The 23,580-nt window shown below is 60.3% G+C and carries 25 protein-coding genes, 1 tRNA gene, 1 other RNA gene and 1 pseudogene; 7 read left to right on the plus strand and 21 right to left on the minus strand.

The features are described from left to right. Positions 1-86: 86 nt before the first annotated feature. The 10 genes from NVV72_02230 to NVV72_02275 form a co-directional block, all read right to left on the minus strand. Complete coding sequence (locus NVV72_02230) at positions 87-1,541, minus strand: UDP-N-acetylmuramoyl-L-alanyl-D-glutamate--2,6-diaminopimelate ligase (protein ID MCR6658203.1); 1,455 nt, start codon at positions 1,539-1,541, stop codon at positions 87-89. Beyond that, positions 1,541-3,292 carry a penicillin-binding protein 2 gene (locus NVV72_02235; protein ID MCR6658204.1) on the minus strand — a complete coding sequence of 584 codons (1,752 nt, stop codon included), beginning with the start codon at positions 3,290-3,292 and terminating at the stop codon, positions 1,541-1,543. The genes NVV72_02230 and NVV72_02235 overlap by 1 nt, the downstream gene beginning before the upstream one ends. Then, complete coding sequence (locus tag NVV72_02240) at positions 3,292-3,789, minus strand: septum formation inhibitor MinC (GenBank protein ID MCR6658205.1); 498 nt, start codon at positions 3,787-3,789, stop codon at positions 3,292-3,294. Before NVV72_02240 ends, NVV72_02235 begins: the two co-directional genes overlap by 1 nt. Continuing rightward, positions 3,786-4,757: a 16S rRNA (cytosine(1402)-N(4))-methyltransferase RsmH gene (gene rsmH, locus NVV72_02245; protein MCR6658206.1), complete on the minus strand. Its 972-nt coding sequence runs from the start codon at positions 4,755-4,757 to the stop codon at positions 3,786-3,788. Before rsmH ends, NVV72_02240 begins: the two co-directional genes overlap by 4 nt. Then, positions 4,754-4,876, minus strand: a complete 123-nt coding sequence (locus NVV72_02250; GenBank protein MCR6658207.1) for a hypothetical protein — start codon at positions 4,874-4,876, stop codon at positions 4,754-4,756. The genes rsmH and NVV72_02250 overlap by 4 nt, the downstream gene beginning before the upstream one ends. A 684-nt stretch (positions 4,877-5,560) precedes the next feature. Then, an RNA gene (gene rnpB / locus NVV72_02255) (RNase P RNA component class A) lies at positions 5,561-5,945 on the minus strand. Between the two features lie 17 nt (positions 5,946-5,962). Continuing rightward, positions 5,963-6,319, minus strand: coding sequence for a hypothetical protein (locus tag NVV72_02260; GenBank protein ID MCR6658208.1), 357 nt, complete (start codon positions 6,317-6,319; stop codon positions 5,963-5,965). Beyond that, positions 6,320-7,069, minus strand: coding sequence for an N-acetylmuramoyl-L-alanine amidase (locus NVV72_02265; GenBank protein ID MCR6658209.1), 750 nt, complete (start codon positions 7,067-7,069; stop codon positions 6,320-6,322). Positions 7,070-7,161: 92 nt separating this feature from the next. Further along, positions 7,162-7,476, minus strand: a complete 315-nt coding sequence (locus NVV72_02270) for a hypothetical protein (protein MCR6658210.1) — start codon at positions 7,474-7,476, stop codon at positions 7,162-7,164. 185 nt (positions 7,477-7,661) lie between these two features. After that, positions 7,662-8,342: a TerB family tellurite resistance protein gene (locus tag NVV72_02275; protein MCR6658211.1), complete on the minus strand. Its 681-nt coding sequence runs from the start codon at positions 8,340-8,342 to the stop codon at positions 7,662-7,664. Positions 8,343-8,550: 208 nt separating this feature from the next. Between NVV72_02275 and NVV72_02280 the strand changes: the two genes are divergently transcribed. Together NVV72_02280 and NVV72_02285 are read left to right on the plus strand one after the other, a co-directional pair. Further along, positions 8,551-9,450: a hypothetical protein gene (locus tag NVV72_02280; protein ID MCR6658212.1), complete on the plus strand. Its 900-nt coding sequence runs from the start codon at positions 8,551-8,553 to the stop codon at positions 9,448-9,450. Positions 9,451-9,569: 119 nt separating this feature from the next. Next, complete coding sequence (locus NVV72_02285) at positions 9,570-10,346, plus strand: hypothetical protein (GenBank protein MCR6658213.1); 777 nt, start codon at positions 9,570-9,572, stop codon at positions 10,344-10,346. An 11-nt stretch (positions 10,347-10,357) separates the two neighbouring features. Here NVV72_02285 and metH read toward each other — a convergent pair. The 7 genes and pseudogenes from metH to NVV72_02320 all read right to left on the minus strand — a co-directional run bounded on the left by metH (position 10,358) and on the right by NVV72_02320 (position 17,774). Further along, positions 10,358-13,014, minus strand: a pseudogene (gene metH, locus NVV72_02290) (methionine synthase). Then, positions 13,011-13,403, minus strand: a complete 393-nt coding sequence (locus NVV72_02295; protein ID MCR6658214.1) for a DUF4259 domain-containing protein — start codon at positions 13,401-13,403, stop codon at positions 13,011-13,013. The pseudogene metH and the gene NVV72_02295 overlap by 4 nt, the downstream one beginning before the upstream one ends. Before the next feature lie 4 nt (positions 13,404-13,407). After that, complete coding sequence (locus tag NVV72_02300; protein MCR6658215.1) at positions 13,408-13,806, minus strand: DUF4259 domain-containing protein; 399 nt, start codon at positions 13,804-13,806, stop codon at positions 13,408-13,410. Further along, positions 13,806-14,795 (minus strand): ATP-grasp domain-containing protein, encoded by a 990-nt coding sequence (locus NVV72_02305; protein ID MCR6658216.1) that lies wholly within the window; start codon positions 14,793-14,795, stop codon positions 13,806-13,808. Before NVV72_02305 ends, NVV72_02300 begins: the two co-directional genes overlap by 1 nt. Continuing rightward, positions 14,792-15,856, minus strand: a complete 1,065-nt coding sequence (locus NVV72_02310; GenBank protein MCR6658217.1) for a homocysteine S-methyltransferase family protein — start codon at positions 15,854-15,856, stop codon at positions 14,792-14,794. Before NVV72_02310 ends, NVV72_02305 begins: the two co-directional genes overlap by 4 nt. Further along, on the minus strand, positions 15,853-16,776 hold the full coding sequence (gene metF / locus NVV72_02315) for a methylenetetrahydrofolate reductase [NAD(P)H] (GenBank protein MCR6658218.1): 924 nt from the start codon (positions 16,774-16,776) through the stop codon (positions 15,853-15,855). The genes NVV72_02310 and metF overlap by 4 nt, the downstream gene beginning before the upstream one ends. Before the next feature lie 44 nt (positions 16,777-16,820). Further along, positions 16,821-17,774 (minus strand): metalloregulator ArsR/SmtB family transcription factor, encoded by a 954-nt coding sequence (locus NVV72_02320; protein ID MCR6658219.1) that lies wholly within the window; start codon positions 17,772-17,774, stop codon positions 16,821-16,823. Positions 17,775-17,918: 144 nt separating this feature from the next. Between NVV72_02320 and NVV72_02325 the strand changes: the two genes are divergently transcribed. Continuing rightward, the gene (locus tag NVV72_02325; GenBank protein MCR6658220.1) at positions 17,919-18,281 is read left to right on the plus strand and encodes a DUF983 domain-containing protein; all 363 of its coding nucleotides are present in this window, start codon (positions 17,919-17,921) and stop codon (positions 18,279-18,281) included. 69 nt (positions 18,282-18,350) lie between these two features. After that, positions 18,351-18,530, plus strand: coding sequence for a DUF1508 domain-containing protein (locus NVV72_02330; protein ID MCR6658221.1), 180 nt, complete (start codon positions 18,351-18,353; stop codon positions 18,528-18,530). 41 nt (positions 18,531-18,571) lie between these two features. On the opposite strand, the gene NVV72_02335 is transcribed toward NVV72_02330, so the two are convergent. Both NVV72_02335 and ppa read right to left on the minus strand, forming a co-directional pair. Continuing rightward, the gene (locus NVV72_02335) at positions 18,572-18,829 is read right to left on the minus strand and encodes a hypothetical protein (GenBank protein ID MCR6658222.1); all 258 of its coding nucleotides are present in this window, start codon (positions 18,827-18,829) and stop codon (positions 18,572-18,574) included. Between the two features lie 576 nt (positions 18,830-19,405). Further along, positions 19,406-19,942, minus strand: a complete 537-nt coding sequence (gene ppa, locus NVV72_02340; protein MCR6658223.1) for an inorganic diphosphatase — start codon at positions 19,940-19,942, stop codon at positions 19,406-19,408. Positions 19,943-20,116: 174 nt separating this feature from the next. Here ppa and NVV72_02345 point away from each other — a divergent pair, with 174 nt between their 5' ends. Next, complete coding sequence (locus NVV72_02345; GenBank protein ID MCR6658224.1) at positions 20,117-20,926, plus strand: DUF599 family protein; 810 nt, start codon at positions 20,117-20,119, stop codon at positions 20,924-20,926. A gap of 235 nt (positions 20,927-21,161) precedes the next feature. Here NVV72_02345 and NVV72_02350 read toward each other — a convergent pair whose 3' ends face one another. Beyond that, on the minus strand, positions 21,162-22,031 hold the full coding sequence (locus NVV72_02350; protein ID MCR6658225.1) for an N-formylglutamate amidohydrolase: 870 nt from the start codon (positions 22,029-22,031) through the stop codon (positions 21,162-21,164). A gap of 129 nt (positions 22,032-22,160) precedes the next feature. Here NVV72_02350 and NVV72_02355 point away from each other — a divergent pair, with 129 nt between their 5' ends. Then, complete coding sequence (locus NVV72_02355; GenBank protein ID MCR6658226.1) at positions 22,161-22,517, plus strand: response regulator; 357 nt, start codon at positions 22,161-22,163, stop codon at positions 22,515-22,517. An 89-nt stretch (positions 22,518-22,606) separates the two neighbouring features. Further along, positions 22,607-22,681 (plus strand) — tRNA-Val (locus NVV72_02360). Between the two features lie 66 nt (positions 22,682-22,747). On the opposite strand, the gene aqpZ is transcribed toward NVV72_02360, so the two are convergent. After that, positions 22,748-23,440, minus strand: a complete 693-nt coding sequence (gene aqpZ / locus NVV72_02365) for an aquaporin Z (GenBank protein ID MCR6658227.1) — start codon at positions 23,438-23,440, stop codon at positions 22,748-22,750. Positions 23,441-23,580 lie beyond the last annotated feature (140 nt).

Consider the following 23,580-nt stretch of genomic DNA (forward strand, 5'->3'; position numbering starts at 1 on the left):
CATATGCCGGCCCGGATCAAGCCTGACATAACGACGTTTCAGTGGGAGATTGCATCGCGGAGAATGAATGGCCGCTGAACAGCCGCCTATGCCTTCAGGGCCTCACGTACCACGCTGGCATCATCGAACGGCAGGACGGTGCCCGCCACGATCTGGCCCTGCTCATGGCCCTTGCCGGCCACCACCAGCACATCGCCGGTTTTCAGCCCCGCCACGGCCTCGAAGATGGCCGCCTTGCGATCGCCGATCTCTACAGCGCCTTTTGCCATGCCGGCCAGCACTTCGGCACGAATGGCCGCCGGGTCTTCCGAACGCGGGTTGTCGTCGGTGACAATGGCGCGATCCGCCAGCCTTTGTGCAATGGCGCCCATTTTCGGCCGCTTGCCGCGGTCTCGGTCACCGCCGCAGCCAAACACACAGACCAGCCTGCCCTTGGTATGCGGGCGCAGGGCGTGCAGCACGGTTTCCAGGCCATCAGGCGTATGGGCGTAATCGACATAGACCTCCGCGCCATTATCCTTGGTGCCGGCGCGTTCCAGACGACCGCGCGCGCCTTGCAGCTTCGAGAGGGCGTCGATCACCCGGCCGGCGTCCTCACCGGCGGCAATTGCCAGTCCGGCGGCAACCAAAGCGTTCGACGCCTGAAAAAGACCGGCCAGCGGCAGCTTGGTCTCATATTTTTTACCGTGATATTCCAGATAAAGGATCTGGCCGTCGACGGTCAGGTCACGGCCGGTCAGGCACAGGTGCGACGACCGCTCGCCAACGCTCATGACATTCAGACCCGACATGATCGACAGGGCCGCAAAGGCGTTATAGGCGTCGGAATCGGCATTCAGCACCGCCGTCTTGCCGCGCGGCAAAAGCTGGTCGAACAAGCGCAGCTTGGCTGTCCGGTAGGCGTCCATGGTGGTGTGGTAGTCGAGGTGATCCTGAGTCAGGTTGGTAAATCCGGCGGCCGAAAGCGACACGCCGTCGAGCCGGCGCTGGTCAATGCCATGCGACGAGGCTTCGAGCGCCAGGTGGGTAACGCCGCCCTGCGCCAGTTCGGCCAGGTGGCGGGCCAGGTCGGCGGCGTCCGGCGTGGTCAGGCCGGGACCGGTTATGGCGGTTTCCGTACCGTCCGGGCTTTGCGTGACGACACCAAGCGTGCCCATGCTGGCCGAGGCGTGGCCCAGAGAGGCGAAAATCTGCCGGCAGAAGGTGGCGACGGATGTCTTGCCGTTGGTGCCGGTAATGGCGACGCAGGTTTTCGGCTGGACGCCGTAAAACGCCTTGGCGGCCAGGGCATAGGCCCGGCGGACATCGGACACATTGACCACCACGGAGCCTTCGGCAGCGGTGCCTTCCGGCGCCAGAATAGCAGCCGCACCCTGTTTGATCGCCTGCGGAATGAACTGGCGGCCATCGGCCGCGCTGCCCGGCAGGGCGCAGAACAGCACGCCCTCGCCCACCTTGCGGCTGTCGGCGGTCACGCCGGTCACGACCGGGTCCTGGTCGAGATCGCGCCGCAGGATGTCGGACAGGCGCAGGGCTGTCATCAGTGGTCTCCGGTTACATCTTCGGCGGCAACGGGCGCCTTGTCCCATCCCGGTCCGGTGAACTTGTCTTCCTTGCGCGCCACGCCGACAAAGGGCGCGATGCGTTCGATCACATGGCCCGCCACGGGCGCCGCCACCGGGCCGCCCATGCGTGAGCCGCCGCTTTCAGGCGCACCTTGCGGCGAGTCGAAGGTGACCAGAACACTATATCTGTCGCCATCCACAGGTCCGTCGACCGGGAAGACCGCCAGGAAGGACGACACGTCCTCATTGGTGTAACGGCCATTGCCCGGCTTTTGCGCCGTACCGGTCTTGCCGCCGACCCGCAGGCCGGGCGCATTGGCGCGGGTACCGGTACCCTTGAGCACGTTCTGGCGCATCAGTTCCAGCATGGTGCGCGAGGTGGCGGCCGAGAAGACCTGCGTGCCCGGCAGGGGCGAATGACCATCATATTTCTTGATCGTCAGCGGACGCAGATAGCCGCCATTGAGCGTGGCGTTGGCGGCCTCGATGAAGGAGAGCGGCGTGATGGCCATGCCCTGCCCGAAGGCCGAGGACGCCAGCGAGCTGTCCGACCAGCGGCCGGGCAGCAGGGGCGAAGCCGGTTCGGTCAGTTCGATATCGGCAGAGCGGAACAGCCCCAGCGCTTCATAATAGCGCGTCATGGCCGTGGCCCCGACATCGAGCGCCACCCGCGAGGTGCCGATATTGGACGACTTGATGAAGACGTCGGTCAGGCTCAGCAGTTCACTGGAGGCATGTTCGTCATGGATCAGGCGGTTGCCGAGTTTCAGCGGCTGGCGGCCGTCATAGACCGAAGCCAGCGAGGTCGTGCCGGTATCGAGGCCCACCGAGATCGAGATGACCTTGAAAATGGAGCCCAGTTCATAGCGATCGACGGCGGCATGGTTGCGGCGGTCGGCATCGCTGAAGGCGCCCGGCCGGTTGAGGTCGAAATCGGGCCAGCTCGCCAGGGCCAGAACCTCGCCGGTGCGCACATTGGTGACGATGCCGATGGCGCTCTGCGCCCGCTGGGCCACGGCCATGGCGCGCATTTCATTTTCCAGCGTGCCCTGGATGCGCAGGTCCATGGCCAGGGTCACCGGCTGGTCGGTGGCGGCATTGGCGGCGATCTGGTCCTGCAGGGCCTTTTCCGCGCCGGACATGCCTTCACCGCCGCGCTGGGTCATGCCGATATAGGCCGAACCGGTATTGGCCAGCGGATAGTCGCGCACGCGCACGGCCTCGAAACTGATGCCTGGCAGGCCATAGTTGAGGATTTCATCGCGCTTGGCCGCCTTGATATTATTGGTCAGCAGCAGCCGGCGGTTCATCTTGAACGGCTTGTCGATCTGGTCGCGCGGCAGGTCCGGGAAGATTTGCAGCAGGGCGCGGCGCACCAGGCTGCGGTCATCGCCGGTCATGTCGTTGGGATCGACGAACAGGCTGTAATCATTGACGTCCGTGGCCAGCAACTGCCCGTTGCGGTCAACAAGCTGCGCCCTGGCATTGGGTTCGCCGGTCAGGGCGGCGATCTGTCCGCGCCCCTGCAATGAGCCACGCGCCGCGAAACCCGCCAGGCAGACATAGGCCACGGTCATGCCCACCAGGATACAGAAGATGCGCATCCGCGCGCTCGACGCCTTTACGCCCGAGGCATTAGCGCGCTCGAACGCATGTTCGACTTTCCACACCCGATCAGCGACCCACTGGAAGCCGGACTGGGTGGATTCGATGATCGAGATCCCCATCAGCGCCCTCCCGTCCGGCCGCTGGCCGAAGCGGCGACTTCCGGCGCCTTGCGGGCTGGAGCCGCCGTGATTGGGGTTACCGTGATCAGATCATCACCTTGCCCTGCCGCCGGCGCTGGCGGAGGCGCGGGCACAGCGGGCGCCGCGGCGGGCGCCTGTGACACCGGACGCGAGCCGGTGCGGGAAATTTCCGCCGGGGATTCCAGACGCGCCTCATGGTTCGGATCGGTCGGCTTCATGCCCAGGTACTGGACCGCCAGTTGTTCCAGCCGGCCGGGGCGCTCCAGTTGCGCCACCTGGATCTTGAGGCCGTCGACGGCCGTCTGTTCGGCGGCGATCTGGCGGTCGAGATCGTTCATGCGGCGGATGTCCTCGCCCTCCTTCGCCTTACTAAGGCACACCCAAAAGATCAGGCCGAACATCAGCACGCCGCCAACCAGTTCGATCAGGCGAATACCGCGGACGCGTTGTTCAAACAGTCGCATCAAACCGTTCATGATCGGACCTTTTGACGGAGAGGTATCTGGACAAGAGGTGTGGACGTGCGGCGGACGGCGCGCAGCTTGGCCGACCGTGCGCGCGGATTGGCGGCGATTTCGGCCTTCGATGCCTGCACGGCCTTGGGCGTCACCAGCGTATAGATCGGTTGGCGCGTCTCGATCTTCTGCGGCGCATAACGCGAACCGGAAGAGACCTTGCCGGCGCGTTCATTGAAGAAATTTTTGACGATGCGGTCTTCCAGCGAATGGAAGGTCACCACCGCCAATATACCGTCCGGCTTCAGCAGGGTCTCAGCCACGTCGAGCGCGCGTTCCAGTTCGCCCAGTTCGTCATTGACGGCGATGCGCAGGGCCTGGAAGGTGCGCGTGGCCGGATGGACCGGCGCGCCGCGACGGCCACCCAGGGCGCGCTCAACCACCTCGGCCAGGTCCAGCGTCCGCTCGAATTTCTGCGCTTCGCGGCGCTTGACGATGGCGGCAGCGATGCCGCGCGACTTGTGCTCCTCGCCATAGAGCCAGATGATGTGGGCGATCTCGTCCTTTTCATCTTCGTTGACGATATCGGCGGCGCTGCGCCCATCGACGCTCATGCGCATGTCGAGAGGACCATCACGCATGAAGGAGAAGCCGCGCTCGGCTTCGTCAAGCTGCATGGAGGAGACGCCGATATCGAGTACGATGGCGTCGCACGCCTCATGCCCCAGTTCCGCCAGCCCTTCCTTCATCTCGGAAAAACAGCGGTTGACCCACTGGAAACGATCCGGGTAATCGGCCTTGAGCGCCTCAACATAGGGCCTGACACGGGCATCACGGTCAAAGGCAATAACATGCGCGCCCCGCTCCAGTATGGCGCGCGAATAGCCGCCGGCGCCGAATGTGCCATCCACCACCAGCTTACCGGAGACATCGCCCAGCGCGGCCAGCACTTCGGGCAACAGGACAGAAGCATGGACATCCTGACTCATATGAGCGCCTCGCGTTTCGCAAAGGCGGCCTCGACCAACTGGTCCTGCTCGGTGGCGTAAGTCGCATAGGCTTGCGGCGCCCAGATCTGGAAGCTTTCGCCCAGGCCGGCAATAACCACATCGCCGCTCAGGCCGAACTGCTCGCACAGTTTTTTCCGGCAGGGTGATGCGGCCGGCCGTATCGAAGCTCAGGCGGTGCATCGAGGCATAGAAGCGGCGCTGCATGGCGGTGCGGGTCGGGGACATGGGCGGATACTCGTTGATCACGTCGCGGTACATGGCAAAGAACGCGGCCCCGCCGCATTCGAGACACGCGGCGTTGATCGCAGCAAAACAATACACCCCTTCAAACGGCTCGACGCCCTCATGAGGCGCCAGTGCGGCGGCGCGGAAATCCTGCGGGACCAGAAGCCGCCGCTTGGAATCCAGTTGCTTCTCATGGGTCGAGAGAAACACGCACCCGCCTCAGACCGTTTTAGCCTGCTCCCTGTCCGCCGAAACCCCTGGCCAGCCCTCCCGGCCGGGTCGCTTCGGGACGAATATAGGGTTAACATGGGATTAAGTGGGATGCAATGACTCTGAATGACACCAGATGAGGATTCAGAGCATAAAAATGCCCAATAGTGGATAAGTTTAGAACAAAGCAAAAACATTTATACTTACGCCTGTACGCTACGGAGATACTGGAATCATAAATGCGACCGATCATCCCTTGAGGACGAGCGGCCGCATTGCAATACCGTAAGTTGTAGGCAATTATACTTAACAGATATTTAAAACGCCGTTACGCAAAGGCGGATAAAAGGGCCAGATGACCTGTAAGCCGGGTTCTGTTCAGGGATTGCTCCCCTTGGCGATCATTCCTCTTGGCCGGCCATTGCTGGACGGCTCACGCAACCTACCCGAACGGTCCGGGGCGGTAATGCCCTGCCTTTGTTGCCAAAAGCGCGCCGTTCCTATTTGGTCTTGCTCCGGACGAGGCTTGCCATGCCATTTCCGTTACCGGAAACGCGGTGCGCTCTTACCGCACCCTTTTCACCCTTACCTCAGCAGGCTGAGGCGGTCTGCTCTCTGTGGCGCTCTCTCTGGGGTCACCCCCGGCGGGTGTTACCCGCCGTCCTATTACCGTGGAGCCCGGACTTTCCTCAGGCGCCCCGAAGGACGTCCCGCGACCACCCGGTCATCTGGCCCACAGGCCTTCTAGTTTAGTTCTTCGGTTCGATCAATGGCGCAATGACGAGCACCAGCCAGCCGAGCATAGCGATCCCACCACCGATCGGCGCCAGGCCGGGCAATATCACGCCGGTGGTCGCGTGAATGATAATCTCGAAGGCAAAGACGCCGCTGCCGGTCAGCATCAGGGCCATAGGCAGGGCACGGCGCCAACCCGAAACCAGATTGGTGCCAAGAATGGCGATCACGGCGGCGGCATGGAACAGCAGGAACTGGCCGCCGATTGCCGGGGTGCCGGTCTGCGGCGGATGCGATCCGGCCGCCAGCATGATCACACCCACCAGCCCCCACAGGGCCGCTATGGCCAGAATGATGCGTTGACCAGTCATCTAAACCTCCATCAGGGTGATATGGCGCAACAGGGCCATCAGGGTGACGCGCAGCTTCGCATCGGCTCGCCCCTCACGGTCGGTGCCGATCTGTTCCGGCAGCCAGTGGCGCTGGAAAGCGGTGATGATGGTGGCAGTCTCGGCATCAAAAGGACCGCCGGCCAGGATTTCGTAGCCCAGCTTGCCGAGCGCAGATTGCAGCGAAAAGACGCCCAGGCCGGTATCGCCTTCGCCCAACGACGGCCCCATAGCGCCTTCAGGCGGCATATCGGGCGTCACCCACAGGCCATGACCATGCGCCGCCAGTTCGGCCCACGGAAAGCGTTCACCCGGATCCTCTTTCCGCGCCGGCGCCACATCGGAATGGCCCAGAATGCGATGATCGGGGATTTCCCAGCGCTCCCGTATGCCATCGAGCAGGCCGATCACCGCATCGATCTGCGCCGGCGGAAAGTCACGATAGCCGAACTCATGGCCGGGATTGACGATCTCGATACCGATCGAACAGCCATTGATATCGGTCTCGCCCTTCCAGAAGCTGACCCCGGCGTGCCAGGCGCGGCGCTCTTCCGGCACCAGCCGGAAAATCCGCCCATCCTCTTCGACCATGTAATGCGCGGAGACCCTGGCGTCCGGATCGCACATACGGGCGAGAGCCGCCTGGCCGCTTCTCATGCCGGTATAGTGCAGGACCACCATGTCAGGCGGCGATTTGCGTTCGTTGAAATTGGGGGATGGGGTTTCAATCATATGCTGGTCTTAACGGCAATCCCGCATCCGGCCAAATAAAAACGCCACCATCGTGAGACAGCGGCGTTTTTGAAATCTCATACGTAGTGGTCTTAGTAGACCGTCCAGGTCGAACCGGTTTTGCGCGCTTCATAAACGCCCTTGCCGTCATCCGCCTTGATGCTGATCTTCGCGTGTCTGCGCGTCAGGAAAGCGGTCAGCCCCATGACGCCGATAACCGCAGCGCCGACCACCGCCATCGAAGCGGCGAACAGGGCCAGTACAGCCAGTCCGGCCACAACCGCGAGCCCCGCCAACGTCATCACCACGTTGGTGACAATACGGGCGATCAGGTTCTTGCGGCGGACATCTCCCCATGGCTTATAGCCACGGTCGAAACGGGCGAAGGCAGCATCACGCTTGGTCATGAAGGCAAACTCCAAACACTGAGACAATACGCGTCTCTTACTAGGGAAGATTGGCACGAATAAGTCCCGCGTCAACCTCCGGAAACGTTTCATGACGAAATTATTAAGGCTTTCTTAGCATTTCGGGCGCGTTTCTGATCGCGCCTGAGCATAAAAATCCCGCAAATATCGCCAGTTAAGCGAACTTAAGCCAGAAGCGCCCGCTCCTTCACAATCTGGTCATAGGCCGAATTGATAAGGGCGGTCTTCTGCGTATAGAGGGTCTCGAAATCGATCGGCAGGCCGCGCGCGCGGATGCGATCGGGGTGAAAATCATTGAGTCGGGCGCGCCTGGCCACGCGGATATCGTCGTCCGAGGCATCGGGTTGCAGGCCCAATATATAATAGGGATCGTCCTCGCCCAGCGGCACGTAACCGGCGCGGATGCGGCGATAGGCCGGCGCCTTGATGCCGAAAAGCTCGGCCACGGTTTCCAGATAGGTCTCTTCCTGATGGCTGAGGTGACCATCGGAAACGGCAATATGAAACAGCCCCTCCAGCACGTCCTCCAGGATCTGCGGGCAATTGCTGTAGCGCTTGGCCAGCCGGCGGGCATAGGATTCAAAACCCAGGCTGGTCTGGCGCGCCAGATCGTAGAGGCGCATGACATCGCGCATCGCCTTTTCGTCGGGCTGGAAGACATGCAGAAAGGCGGTCTGCTCGACATCGTGCGCCAGGCCATCGGCCATGGCGAGCTTGGCGCCCAGCGCCGTCACCGCCGTGGCGAACGCCGGATCGGCGCCCGGCGGCCCTTTGGGGCATTCGGTGCATTCGGCGGCATCGAATTTACGCACCGCCAACTGAGCCAGGTTTTTCCAGAACGACATCATTACCCACTGATTATGGAGAGCGATCTTAGCTTAAATACGGCGCAAGATGTGCTTAAGTTTCTGTAAGACTCGCAAAAAAACATACCTAATGGCGATTTTATGCCTTACTTGCTGTATAGATTAGCTGTCTGGCCAAAGCCATGTGCGCTTTTGCCGCAATATATTCAGGGTTCAAACCCACCCTAACCGCCGCCCGGAGCCGAATTTGCGCCTGCTGAAATCGTCTGTTCTTTCCCTGTCCGTTTGCGCCTTCGCCGTATCCGTTGCCCTGCCGGCCGATGCCGCCGTCAAAAAGCGCCCGGCTGCCGCGCGGACAGCGGCGAAAAAGACAACCGCCAAACCGGCGATCCCCGCCGCGACCGATCCCGCCCTGACCGGCCGCAATGCTGACGGCAGCCTGCACGCGCCCAATCTCGATGACGCGCCAAAGGATGACTTCCTGCGCGTGGCTTGGTGCCATGGCGTGCTCTCCGGCAATATGGAAGTGGCCGAACTGGTCGATTCCGTCATGCCGGTTGATGACCAGATCCAGATGATCGGCATGTCCTACCTGCGCGCCTACGAGGCAGCGCTCACCCTCTCCGGTAAGGGCAAGGACGAGGCGGCCCACAAAAAAGCCGAAGAGGTCCGTGACTTCGGATACAATGAATGGGCCGCCACTCGCTCCGCGCCCACGAAGGAAGCCGCCATGGCCTACGCCAACTGGCAGCTACCGGGTGATTGCGAGCACGCCGCCGTGCGCCTGTCCGGTCACCCCAACCTGTTTGCCGAAATGGCGACCGAGGACGAACTCGACGCCATTGCCCTGGCGCTCAATTCCGGCGGCCCGCATGATTACAACGAAAAGCCGAAACCGGTCCTGACCGCATCCACGGCGCCAGTCGATGGCGATGGCCCGCTGGCCACAAATACCCTGGCGCGCCGCGCCACGGCGTCGCGCGCCCTGCCCGCCGTGCCGAAAACCGATACCCCGACGACGGACGCCGAAACCACCTACGCGACGCAACAGCCGCCCGATCCGAACCATGTCGAAAAGCGTAGCTGGTCGGAGGGACTCGGCTATCGCCTGGGCTGGACCAATACACCTAAAAAGAAGATTAACTGACGTAAATTCTTCGGTGGCTTTGTGTTACGGACTCCCTTTTCCGTTGCTGCGACTCTGCGGGACGCTTATCATCTGAAAGCTGATTCTACACGTCTCCTCCCCGAAGACTCAGGTGCATCTTGGAAGTGTTCCCCTCATTGCCGTCAGAGACGGCGATCGCCCTTGTCGGCGACATGAATACGCGTGGTTATGGCGTCGCCGAAAACTGCATTTCGCCTGACGCCCTGGCGAGCCTTCGCCGTCACGTCCAGGACAGCGTCAGCCAGACCGGCGGTGAATATATCGCTTTTGGCGGCCCCGACGCCTTGCGCGGCACCTTCCTGCAGGAAATGGCCCGCTCCGCCAATTTCCAGGCCCTTTGCCGCGACCTTTACCGTATCGGCACACATAAATCCGCGCCACCTGTATCCTTTTATCAGCTCCTGCGCTGCCTGGCGGGCAAAACAGGCCAGCAAAATGCCTGGTTCTTCCATTACGATTCCTACGTCCTGACCGTACTTGTGCCGATCCTGATCCCGACAGAGGGGCAACCCGGCGACCTGATCCTGTTTCCCAATACGCGCCCGATACGCAAAACCTATCTTGGCAATCTCATTGACAAGATTCTGCTCGATAACGCTCTGACACAGTTTCTTTTGCGCAAGGGTGTGCAAACGGGCCGCATAAAGCCTGAAAAGATTCGCATGACGCCCGGAAACGTCTATTTTTTCTGGGGTTGCCGCTCGGTTCACACCAATGAACCCTGTGATCCAGACAAGATCAGGGCGACCGCCCTTTTCCATTACGTCGATCCCCACGCCCATAGCTGGCTGCGCAAAACCCTTCTCAGACTGCGCAACCGCCAGCCCCTGATGACACCCGTTGAAACGGGCATAAAAATACCTCAGCCCGCCTGATCAGAGCTGGCTCAAGGCACATAGTTCAGGATGGGCGACAGCCAGCGCTCGGCCTCTTCAACCTGCCAGCCCTTGCGGCGGGCATAGTCCGCCACCTGATCCTTCTCGATCTTGCCGACGCCGAAATAATGCGCCTTGGGATGGGCGAAATACAGGCCCGAAACCGAGGCCGGCGGGGTCATGGCCGGGGATTCCGTCAATTCCATGCCGGTGCGGGCGCGGGCATCGAGCAGGTTGAAGAGGGTCCATTTCTCGGTGTGATCCGGCTGGGCCGGATAGCCCGGCGCCGGACGAATGCCTTTGTACTTCTCGGCGATCAGCTCTTCGATCGACAACTTTTCATCCGCGGCATAGCCCCACAGTTCGCGGCGAACGCGGGCATGGAGCGCTTCGGCGAAAGCTTCGGCCAAGCGGTCGGCCAGGGCGGTGGAGAGAATGGCGTTGTAGTCGTCACCCTTGGCCTTGAACGCCCTGGCGATCTCCATTTCACCATGACCGGCGGTGACGGCAAAGCCACCGATCCAGTCTGGCGTCCCTTTCGGGGCAATGAAGTCCGAAAGCGCGGTATTCGACTGCCCCTCGCGGGTCTTCTTCATCTGCTGGCGCAGAGTCTGGAAGCGCGCAATGACCTTCGAGCGTGTCTCGTCTTCGTAAACCTCGATATCGTCGTCTTCGGTGGCATTGGCCGGCCAGAAACCGATCGTGCCGCGCGCCTCGAACCACTTCTCTTCAAGGATCTGCGCCAGCATTTCGCGGGCGTCCTTGTAGAGGCTGGTCGCCGCCTCGCCGACAATCTCATCCTCCAGGATGGCCGGGAACTTGCCGGCCAGTTCCCGGTGGCGAAGAAGGGCGTCCAGTCGATATGATCGGCCAGGTCATGCAGATCGTAAGGGCTGAAGGTCTTCAGACCAAGAAAGGATGGCGCCACAGGCGGTTCGGCGGCGAAGTCGATCCTGAACCTGTTCGCCCGCGCCTCTTCCAGTGAGGATCGCGGCTGCGAATTGCCCTTGCCATAGGCCAGGCGCACCTTCTCGTAGTCTGCCTTAGCCTCAGCCTTGAAGGTTTCTTTTTCATCACCCAGCAGGTTCGACACCACGCCCACCGCGCGCGAGGCGTCGAGCACATAGACGACCTGATTATTTGAATAGCCCGGCTCAATCTTGACCGCTGTGTGCGTCTTGGAGGTGGTGGCCCCACCGATCAGCAGAGGAATATCAAAGCCCTGGCGCTGCATTTCGCGCGCCACGAAGACCATCTCGTCGAGCGACGGCGTGATCAGGCCGGAAAGCCCGATCATATCGACCTTGTGCGCTTTCGCTTCCGCCAGGATGCGATCGGCCGGCACCATGACGCCGAGATCGATCACCTCGTAATTGTTGCACTGGAGCACGACACCGACGATGTTCTTGCCGATATCGTGGACATCGCCCTTCACCGTCGCCATCAGCACTTTGCCGGCTGCCTGATATGTGCCGCCGCCGGCGACGTGCGCCTCCTTTTCGGCCTCCATATAGGGCATGAGATAGGCGACGGACTGCTTCATGACGCGCGCCGATTTCACCACCTGCGGCAGGAACATCTTGCCAGCGCCGAACAAATCGCCGACCACGTTCATGCCGGCCATCAGTGGCCCTTCGATGACATGCAGCGGACGTTCGGCCTGTGACCGCGCCTCTTCCGTATCGGCGTCGATGAACTCGGTGATGCCATGGACCAGGGCGTGCTTCAGGCGTTCGGCCACCGTGCCCTCGCGCCAGGCCAGATTTGCCACCTGCACCTGACCTTTTTCACCCTTGTATTTTGGCGCGAGGTCGACGAGGTATTCGGTATTGCTGACATTGTGGCGCTGCGGTCGGTTGAGAATGACGTCCTCGACCGCCTGGCGCAGTTCGGGGTCAATATCGTCATAGACCGGCAGGTCGCCGGCATTGACGATGCCCATATCCATGCCTGCCTTGATGGCATGATAGAGGAAGACCGAGTGGATCGCCCGGCGCACCGGCTCATTGCCACGGAACGAGAACGACACGTTCGACACGCCGCCCGAAACCCTTGCATAAGGCAGGGTCTGCTTGATGGCACGGGTGCCTTCGATGAAGTCGACCGCGTAATTGTTGTGCTCGTCGATGCCGGTGGCGACCGCAAAGATGTTCGGATCGAAGATGATGTCTTCCGGCGGGAAGCCGACCTCATCGACCAGAATATGATAGGCGCGCGTACAGATTTCGATCTTGCGCTCGGCGGTATCGGCCTGCCCGGCCTCATCAAAGGCCATGACCACGACCGCCGCGCCATAACGCATACAGGCGCGGGCGTGGGCCTTGAATATATCGACGCCTTCCTTCATCGAGATCGAATTGACGATCGGCTTGCCTTGCACACATTTCAGACCGGCCTCGATGACCTCCCACTTGGATGAGTCGATCATCACTGGCACGCGGGCGATATCGGGCTCGGCCGCCATCAGGTTCAGGAAGGTGCGCATGGCCATTTCTGAGTCCAGCAACCCCTCGTCCATATTGACGTCAATGACCTGGGCGCCGGCCTCGACCTGCTGACGCGCCACATCGAGCGCCGCGGTATAGTTGCCCTCGACGATCAGCTTTTTGAACTTGGCGGAACCGGTGACGTTGGTGCGCTCGCCGATATTGATAAAGGTAGGGGTCAAGTCAAAGCCTCATCGATGGCGGCGATTGTGCCGAGCCATGTATTGTAGGAACCACTATCGAGATAGAGTTCGCGGATTTCCGAATCGCCCGTACTCAGGCGCTTCAAAGCGATTTTGGCCACGGCGGCCAGATCTTCGGGCGGCGGCCCCATGGTCTCAAGCGTCATATGGATATCCTGCGCCGACACATCACTTTTGCCGAGCGCCACGGTCAGTATGGCCGCCGCCGCGCAACCGCGCGCGCCATCCGCCAGTTCGACATAGTCCTCATTGGCCATGACATCGTCAAAGGCCAGCCGCACCATGTCCCATGACGGCGCTGCCTCCAACTCCATCAGGAAGTCGGCGGCGTCATCATTATCGAACGGTCCGCTGGCCCATGACCCCATTAGTCTAATGACTCCGTGTCTCAATAAATACAGCTAGTTCCGTCAGCCCCTTTAGCCAAGTTTCAAACTCATCACTATCCTGCCATAACTCGTAGAGATGAGAATCTCCCGCTTTCAGACGTTTCAATGAACGAATTGCCAAAGCGGACAAATCCTGGGGCATCACCCCCATGTCCGTGACAACGTTTCCAATCTCATCATCGGCATCATCAAATGAAGCCCCAAGCGCCTTTGCAACAAGCGCGGCTGCTGTCCAACCATGAACAGCTTCCGTAAATTCAATATAGTCGCTTGTAGTGGCAACGACAGTGAGCTTTTCGCGGATGGTCGCCCAGTCGGGCGCATCTTCGACAAGCTCCATACCGGTATCGTCGTCAAAAGGTCCAATGCCCCAAGCACCCATTATTTGCTCACTTTCTTGACCGCCAGATCGATCTGGCCCTGCAAAAAGTCGATAAACGCGATGCCCTGCGCTTGGAGCGACTTCGGATAGAGCGAGGCCTTGGTCAGGCCCGGCAAGGTGTTGGTCTCCAGATAGACCGGCCCCTTGTCCGAGATGATGAAGTCCGAGCGCGAATATCCCCGGCAGCTCATCGCCCTGTGCGCCTTGATCGCCAGGCGTTGCAGTTCGGCATTAATCTCAGAGTCGAAACGCGCCGGACAGATTTCCTGCGTTGTCGATTTGAGATACTTACCGGCATAATCGAAGGCGCCGTCACCCGGCACGATCTCGACCGGCGGCAGGGCGATGACCGAGCCGTCAGCCTGTTCCAGCACGCCGCAGGTCGCTTCCGGACCAGTGATGAAGGGCTCGATCAGATAGGCCATGCTGGCGGATTCGCGTCGCACCGCCGCGATATCCTGTGAGGAATTAACATAGATCAGGCCGTAGGAAGACCCCTCCGAAGCCGGCTTGGCGATCAGGCGGCCATAGTGCGACAGGGCCTCGTCAGCTTCATCGATCGTGACGGTCGAGGGCGAATACACGCCGGCCAGACCGGCGAACAGCTTGGCCGCCGTCTTGTCGAAGGCCAGATGCGAGGCCGCCGAACCGGAGCCGGTAAAGGGCACGTTGCGCGCCTCGGCCAGCACCTGGAACTGGCCGTTTTCGGCGGTGCCGCCATGCAGGCCCAGCACCAGAACGCGGTCATCGGCGGCGGCCGCATCCAGTGCCTCAGCCATGGTGCCGAGCGTCGCGCCATCGGCCTTGAACGGCACTTCAAACGGCTTTTCATGCCCCAGAAGCCGCGCCTGCGACGTAACATGCACTGAACCATCAAGGTCCCAGAACCACAGGTCGGCCGCCGGCAAAGCTTGCGTCAAGGCTTGCGCTGACGCTACTGAAACAAGGCGCTCGCGGCTGGTGCCGCCGAAAAGGATAGTCGTTTTCATGTCAGCTCGAAAGGCTCAAGGCCCGCCAGCCTCAGGGCCTTGGGGCGTTTGGGTATCTGGCGCGGCGTGATGCCGCGGACTTCATCAGCCACATGCTTTATGTGATCCGGCGTGGTGCCGCAACAGCCTCCCAAAATATTGACAATGCCGTCCTTGGCCCATTCGTGCAATTCATGGGCGGTTTCGTGCGGTTGCTCATCATACTGGCCCATGGCATTGGGCAGGCCGGCATTGGGATAGGCGGCCACCAGACAATCGGCCACGCGCGACAGTTCAGCGATATGCGGACGCATCAGATCTGCGCCCAAGGCGCAGTTAAAGCCGATGGCGAACGGCTTGGCGTGCTTGACCGAATTCCAGAAGGCTTCGGCGGTCTGGCCCGAAAGCGTGCGGCCGGAACGATCGGTGATGGTGCCGGAAATCCAGATCGGCAAGGTTTCCTGGCCCTCTTCCTCAAGGTCGAGAATCGCCTTGATCGCCGCCTTGCAGTTCAGCGTGTCGGTGATCGTCTCGATCAGGTAGAGATCGACCCCGCCTTCATAAAGTGCGGCAACCTGCTCCCGATAGGCCTGATAGACCTGATCGAACGTCACCAACCGTGCGCCGGGATCGTTCACGTCGGATGACATGGACAGCATCTTGTTGAGCGGTCCGATTGAGCCGGCCACAAAACGCGGCTTGTGCGGTTCCCTCGCGGTCCACTCATCGGCTTTCGCGCGAGCGATCTTCGCCCCTTCGCGGTTGATATCGATGACCGATTGCAGGTCGAGATGATAGTCGTCCTGCGCGATGGTGGTGGCCGAAAAGGTATTGGTCTCGGAAATATCGGCGCCGGCTGCATAATACTGGTTATGCAGGTCGGCAATGATATCCGGCCGGGTCAGGCACAGGATATCATTATTGCCCTTCATCTGGCCTTTATGGCCCTTGAAGCGCTCCCCGAGGAAATCGGCCTCGTCCAGGCCGCGGCGCTGGATCATCACGCCCCACGAGCCATCAAGGATCAGGATGCGTTCCTTCGCGGCAGCTTTCAGCGCGGCAATACGTTCTTTACGGGTCATATCTTAGCTTCCTTCAATCCCAGTATCCGGCCGATGGCAAAAACCAGGTCGGCGCGGTTCAGCGTATAAAAGTGGAAGTTTTCGACGCCTTCGCGTTCCAGCCCCAGACACAGCTCCACCGCCACGGCCGAGGCCAGCAGTTTGCGCGTATCAGCATCTTCATCCAGCCCCTCGAACAGCTCACCCAGCCAGTCGGGGATGGCGGCTTCGCAGGCGGCAGCCATGCGGCGCAGGCCCTTGAAATTGGTCACCGGCATGATGCCCGGCGTCAGGTCGATGCGGATTCCGGCATCGGCCACGGCATCGCGGAAGCGCAGGAAGGTGGCCGGCTCGAAGAAGAACTGGCTGATGCCACGCGTCGCGCCGGCATCGACCTTCTGGCGCAGGACATCGAGATCGAAGGCCAGCGATGGCGATTGCGGGTGCTTCTCCGGATAGACCCCCACACTGACCTCGAAATCGCCGATCCGCTTGATGGCGGCGGTCAGTTCGGTGGCATTCTGGTAGCCGTCATTGCGCGGCTTGTAATCACCAAACCCTGAGGGCGGATCGCCGCGCAAGGCCACGATATGGCGCACGCCCGCCGCCCAGTAGGCGCGGATCACCTCATCGACCTCTTCACGCGAGGCATCGACGCAGGTCAGGTGCGCGGCGGGCTTCAGGTGCGTCTCGTCGAGGATGCGCTTGACCGTGCGGTGGGTGCGTTCGCGGGTAGAGCCGCCAGCACCATAGGTCACCGAGACAAACTCAGGGTTTAACGGCGCCAGACGGCGGATCGACTCCCACAAGGTCGTTTCCATCTCTTCCGTCTTCGGCGGGAAGAATTCAAACGACACTTTCAAATTCTGCCCGCCGGCGGCGAGCGAACGCGCAATGGGAGCGAGATCGGATTTCAGATTGGGATTCAGCGAGGGGCTCATATCGGGAAATTCTCAATGCGTGCCTGTTCAGGCAAATTCAGGGGTCAGCTCTTGATGGCGAGCCAGATCTTGACGGTCAGGCCGGCCTCTTTCGGCGGCAGCGAACGGGTAACATTCAGCCTAAGACCGGCGGTTTCGAACCAGTGGTCCATGTCCTCATCCAGCATACCCAGCCGCCGATGCTGGTACTGTTCGCGCATGATTTCGAGATCGTGGTGCGCGAAGTCGGCAATCAGCAGACGGCCGCCAGGTTTCAACAACCGCGCGGCTTCGGCGATGGCACGCCCCGGATCGGCCAGAAAGTGCAACACCTGATGGACCACCACGAAATCGGCCGAGGCCGCCGGCAATCGTGTTTCGTAGATATCGCCATGGCGGAAATCGATGGTTTTCAGCCCGGCATCATGCGAGCGCGCCCGCGCCACATTGAGCATGTGCTGCGACAGGTCCAGGCCAATGGCCGTCTTCGCGCTGCCGCCCAGAAGCGTCAGCATACGCCCGGAGCCGGTGCCGAGATCAACCAGGTGCGCATAGGGCTGGCGGGCGGCCAGGCGCAGGATCTCGGCCTCGACATCCGCCTCGGCTATATAGTGGCTGCGGATTTCATCCCATTTCGGCGCGATGGTCTCGAAATACCCTTCCGCCGATTTGCGCCGGTGACTGCGGACCCCTTCGAGCTGTTGCAGGTCTTCGCCATAGGCATCGTCCAGCGACGCCAGAATGACATCGACCAGCGGGCGGATGGACGGTGCTGACGACAGGCGGTAAAACACCCAGGCGCCGTCCGGAAAACGTTCGATCAGCCCGGCTTCGCTCATCAGCTTGAGATGGCGCGAGATGCGCGGCTGGCTCTGGTCGAGGATAGACACCAGTTCCATAACTGACAGCTCTTCGCGCGCCAGCAGGCGCAGCAGGCGCAGGCGCGTCGGCTCACCCGCCGCCTTCAGGGCCTCAAGGAGCGTATTAAATCGGATTTTGGATGCGTAATCATCAGCCATATAATCATATAAAGATATCTTTATATGATGCGCAAGTGTTTTTTCAAACCGGCGAATGACCTATAGTCGCTGCGTCAGCATAGCGCATGGCAATTGGGGCCACCATACCCCATTATAAGATCCTGAAACAGACGAGGTTATATTATGAGAGATGGCGTTGGTATCGGCAAGGCCCTGCTGCGCGGCTTGCAGCGAAAATGCCCTTGCTGCGGCAAGGCGTCCGCCTTTCGCGGCTACCTGAAGGTGGTCGACGCCTGCCCCGTTTGCCAAACCCCGCTCAGCCTCTACCCAACCGATGACGGCCCGGCCTATATCACCATGATCCTGATCGGCCACCTGGTGATTGCGCCGGCCTTCATGTTCGGTTTTTTCTACGCCTATCCGGTGCAGGTTCTGGTGCCGGTGCTGGTCGGCTCTATCGGCCTGCTGACCCTCCTGGCCCTGCCCTTCATCAAGGGCGCCTTCTTAGGGCTGATGTGGTATCTGGGCCTCAAGCAGGCGCGATAATACCTTGACAAGACTTCCCCTTTGGCGCGAAATAGCCGTCCATATTCCGCAATAAAAGGGAGTTGCGTCATGGCTCACAAGTTCGAAATCCGCAAGAACAAGGCCGGCGAATTCGTTGCCTATTTCACCTATAATGGGGAAAGCATCTGGTGGACCGAAGGCTACAGCTCCAAGGTGTCCGCCAAGAACGCGATTGAGTCGGTCCTGAAAAATGGCCCTAATGCCGAAATCGACGACCAGACGGATTAACTGACCGGAAAACGCGGCCTCCCAGACAGGCCGCGCTCAGCTTACATCATGCCGAGTGCATCCTGGATCAGAGCAATCGAGCCCTGAGCTTCCTCGGTGCATTCCATGGACAGGCGATCAATCTCTTCCTGGGCGAAACGGCGCATCAGCATAGCCGCCTGCGGCGAAAGCGCCATCAGGGTGCGGGTTGAGGCGCGCGCCAGGGCAAGGGCGGCATCCACGTCAACCAGGTTCGCCGTGTCGCGGGCGACAGCGAGGGCATAAAGACGCGAGGCCACATCCGGGGAGGAATTTGACATCATTTTCTTTTTGGACATAGGTGAACACAAACTCAAACTTGGCCGGAACAGAGGATGCTGAAACACACACGACACATCCAGGCCGTACACAACGCATACGCTTAATTGCCCCCGATATAGCGAAAGATTGTGACTAAAACCAGCCTTGCAGCCGGTTACCGCTTTCCGCCGCGGCAATGTCATCCTTTTGTAATACATCGAATAATTGCATTACCTGCGAGAGAAATTCCAATTAGCCGCGTGTAATAACGAATTTATTTCAAGATAGCGGTAACATTCATGGAAAAATTCTACACTATGAGAAGTTTTCCCGCCACAATCATGACATCTCGTGACAAAACGGCGAAAATGCGGCAATTATACGCCTGAAAATCGCCTGAAAGCCGAATCCCTGGCCATAATCCGCGCCCGCCTGCGCAAATTCCGCCAGAACCGTCTCCCACAGGCCATAATCGGTGAACGCCGACGCTTACTGCAAAATATTGCAAATAGCCCAGGCTTCCCCGACAATAAAAAAGACCGCCATATTTTGCGGATATGGCGGTCTTTTGCAATCAGGCAGACAGCATTAAAGGCTTAGCCAATCTTCTGGGCCAGGCGTTCCTGACCATCGCGGATAAGTTGCGCCGCCGCTTCCGGCTCGACCCAGCCGATGACATTGGTCATCTTGTTCTTTTCCAGATCCTTGTAGTGCGCGAAGAAGTGCGTGATCTGGTCGATCAGGATGGACGGCATCTGGCGATAGCTCTGCACATTGGTATAGTAGGGGTGCAGCTTGTCGACCGGCACGGCCAGGATCTTCTCGTCGCGGCCCGCTTCATCTTCCATGATCAGGGCGCCGATCGGGCGCACGCGAATGACCACGCCAGGGTAAACCGGCGTCGGGCCGACGACCATAACGTCACACGGATCACCGTCATCGGCCAGGGTGTGCGGGATGAAACCGTAATTGCCCGGATAATACATCGAGGTATAGAGGAAGCGATCGACGAACAGGGCGCCGGAATCCTTGTCCATCTCGTACTTCACCGGCATACCGCCCTGCGGGATTTCGATGACCGCGTGGACGTCCCACGGCGCGTTCGGACCTACGGAGATTTTATCAATATTCATTGCGTGACTTTGATTTGGAGCCAAAAAGGTGCGCTTTCATAAGCGTTGCCCCCTGTTCGCACAAGCGAAGAAAAGTAAATTCACCAATCTTTCTGACAAATCACATGACGAAGCCCGGCAAAGACACTTATAAAGTGTCATTAAAAGCCACATCTTCGCTTCACAGGCATTCCAATGTCCATCCTGAATACCCTGGTACGCGCCGCGCAGGACAGCCCGCTCGATATAGCCGGCCTTGTCATCTTCATGTTCTGCTGGCTGGGCTATGAACCTTTCCTGCGCCGGATATCCAAAAGCCGCGGCCTCATCACCAAGGATCTGAGCGTGGTGCGCCGGGCCTGGATGAGGGAAATGACCGTGCGCGAGGTCAAGCTCTACGATTCCAACCTGATGGCCCACGCGGTCAATTCGGCCACCAATTTTTCGTCGGCCAACCTGCTGCTGATCGCGGCGGTCGCCGGCGTCCTGTTCGGCGGGCACCTGCCGCTGAAGTCGCTGACGACCCTCGGCCTCGATGTCTCCTCTACCCAGCTTTTCCAGATCAAGATGGCCCTTGTGCTCATCTGCCTGTCGCGCGGCCTGCTCGATTTCATCTGGGCCCTGCGCCAGATGAATTACTGCGCCGCCGCCATGGGCTCCCTGCCGGAAAACATGGATGTCGATACGGCCGCCAAGTTCACTAATGCCATTACCAATGTGCTCGAACCGGCGATGACCAGTTTCTCGCAGGGCGTGCGCGCCTATTACTTTTCCCTGGCCGCCACCGCCTGGTTGTGGGGACCGATCTATCTCGCCCTTGCCAGCATAGGCGCCGTCGCTCTGCTCGGCTGGCGGCAGTCGCGCTCGCAATCGGCGCGGGGCCTGCGGCAATTGCGTGAACTGCTGGAAGAACATCCCTACCCGACCCCGCCGCGCCCCATCGCCGCGGAACTCCAGACCAAGGATAAAAATGCGGCACCGCACAATGCGCAAGGCGGCTATTAACTTAGTGCCTCACGCGCAAACCCCGGCACCGGCTCGAATTGTAACGATATGTGATCATATTATGTTACATTTCGACTTGTATTCTTTCGCACCGCAAACTAAATTGAACCCGTTCGGCGCCTTCCTGGCGCTGATGCCCTTCCTGGGCGTTTCCTCCCTGTAAACTTGGCCGCGCCGTAGAGCGCGGCTTTTTTTGGCCAAAAACAGAAACCGGTGTCATCACAAAACCGTTACCCTACAGGCTTTTGAGCGTGTCCGTCAGCTTGCGGAAAATCGTCCGCAGACGGATGGCGCCCGCGTGTGGTTCGAGCCGGTCTTCATCCATATAGATGGCGCGGTTGATCTCGATCTGCAGGGCTTCGATTCCCGCCGCGGGCCGGCCGTAGGTTTCAACAATATAGCCGCCGGCGAAGGGTTTATTGAGCCCGACACGCAGTCCCGCCCCCTCCAGGACGCCCCGAACGCGCCGGACCAGACTTTCGGAACAGGTTTCACCGTGACGGTTTCCCAGCACGATATCCGGCTTTGGCTCCCCATTGCGAAACTGATTGAGGGCGGCGCTCGGCATGGAGTGCCAGTCGATCAGTATGGCCGGTCCGGTTCGGCGCGCCTCCGCCAGCAAACCTTTCAGCGCCTCGTGATAAGGCCGGTGGATCAGATCGAGCCGGCGATTAACCTCTTCCATATTGAGCGGCTGGCGATAAATGTCCTCTTCCGCGCTCAGGCGGCGGGCGATAACGCCGAAACCGGCCTTGACGCGCGCGCTCAAGGCAAGCGCTGCCCTGGGCAGCTCACCACGTATCAGCCGGGCATCGAGTTCCAGCGCATTGCGATTGACATCGCAGAAGGCGCGCGCATACCGGCTGGTCAGTCCGTAGACGCCGAGTTCGGGCGTGATACCCACCAGGTCATCGACAAAAGCATCCTCGCTGACACGCAGGCCTTGCGGCGATTGCCTTGCCTCGGCGATAAAGCTTTGTGGATAATAGCGCCCACTGTGCGGCAGGCTGTAGACCAGCCGGCTGGCCTCGCGCGGCCTGACCACGATCGGCGCATGATCGGGACTGTGCACAAGATGCCAGGGTGTCGGGAGGAGATCGCTCATATTAGCACTTTAGTAGGACATTCCTGCCACGTCTTCACCCCTAATTTACATTCCACCTGCAAACATGGTGACTTCTGCGCCAAGGCGCATATGATAAGGGCGCCTTGGGGGTTTTACATGACCGATCCGATGAAGAAGATTCTCCTTGCCGAAGATGAGGATTCCGTCCGCAGCTTCCTGTCGCGTGCCCTGCAGCGCGCCGGCTATGAGGTGGTGAGTTGCCCTGACGGCGACACCGCTATCCTGGCCCTTGACCAGGGCCCTTACGATCTTCTGCTGACCGACATCGTCATGCCCGGCGCCGATGGCATCGAAGTGGCCAAGCGCGCCGCCCAGTTGCAGCCCGATCTCAAGATCATGTTCATCACCGGCTTCGCGGCCGTGGCACTTAATGCCCAGAAAGCCTCCCCAAACGCCAAGGTGCTGGAAAAGCCCGTGCATCTCAGGGAAATCGTAACGGAAGTCGAAAGGCTTATTGCCGCTTAAATGCGGTTTTTCACTTTTCCCCGAAAAAAGGGATTTCGGCGCTTGCTAAGCGGCAAGGGCTTGGCTATACACCCGGTCTCTTCGGGAATGGGCGCTTAGCTCAGCGGGAGAGCACTACCTTGACATGGTAGGGGTCACAGGTTCAATCCCTGTAGCGCCCACCATTCCCGAAACGAAAAAGCGCCGGACCCGCCAAGGGCCGGCGCTTTTTGTTTTACCATTTCGTGTCTTCAGGCCTTGCCTTCCAATATGCCGAAGCGGAACAGAAGCCCCGCCACCGCCGCGCCGATCAGTGGGGCCACGATAAACAGCCACAACTGCGAAAGCGCCTGTCCGCCGACAAACAGCGCCGGGCCTAAGCTGCGCGCCGGATTGACCGACACACCGGTGATGCGAATACCGACGATATGAATGACCGTAAGCGTCAGGCCGATGGCCAGTCCGGCAAAACCGACCGGCGCCAGCTTATGGGTCGAGCCCAGTATGACGACCAGGAAGATAAAGGTTGCCACCACCTCAAACGTAAAGGCCGCGCCGACGCCATAACCTCCCTGATATCCCGCGCCCCAGCCGTTTTGCCCCAGGCCGCTGACAGCGACATCATAGCCACCCAGCTTGCCGGAGAGGATGGCGTATAGTACCGCCGCGCCAAGAATGGCGCCGACGCATTGTGAAATCACATAAACCAGCAGATCTTTGACGGTCATGCGCCCGGCGATGAAAGCCCCCAGCGACACCGCCGGATTGACATGACAGCCGGACACCGGCCCGATGCCATAGGCCATGGCAACGATGGCCAGGCCAAAGGCGAAGGCGATCCCCAGCGGCAACATGCCCGCCTGGTCACCGGCGAAGACCGCCGAACCGCAACCGAAGAATACGAGTACGAATGTGCCGATCAGTTCGGCGAATGCCTTTTTCATGAGGAAGCTCCCTGCACCGGCGGATGACGCACGACAGGGGCGAGTTCAACCTGCCGAATCCACCAGATAACACCGCACGCCCGCATAAGGATGTACGCTGTTTCCGCGAGTCCGGAAAGGGGCAATTGCGGATATCGGAT

The organism is Asticcacaulis sp. (genome assembly GCA_024707255.1).
Lineage (GTDB): Bacteria > Pseudomonadota > Alphaproteobacteria > Caulobacterales > Caulobacteraceae > Asticcacaulis.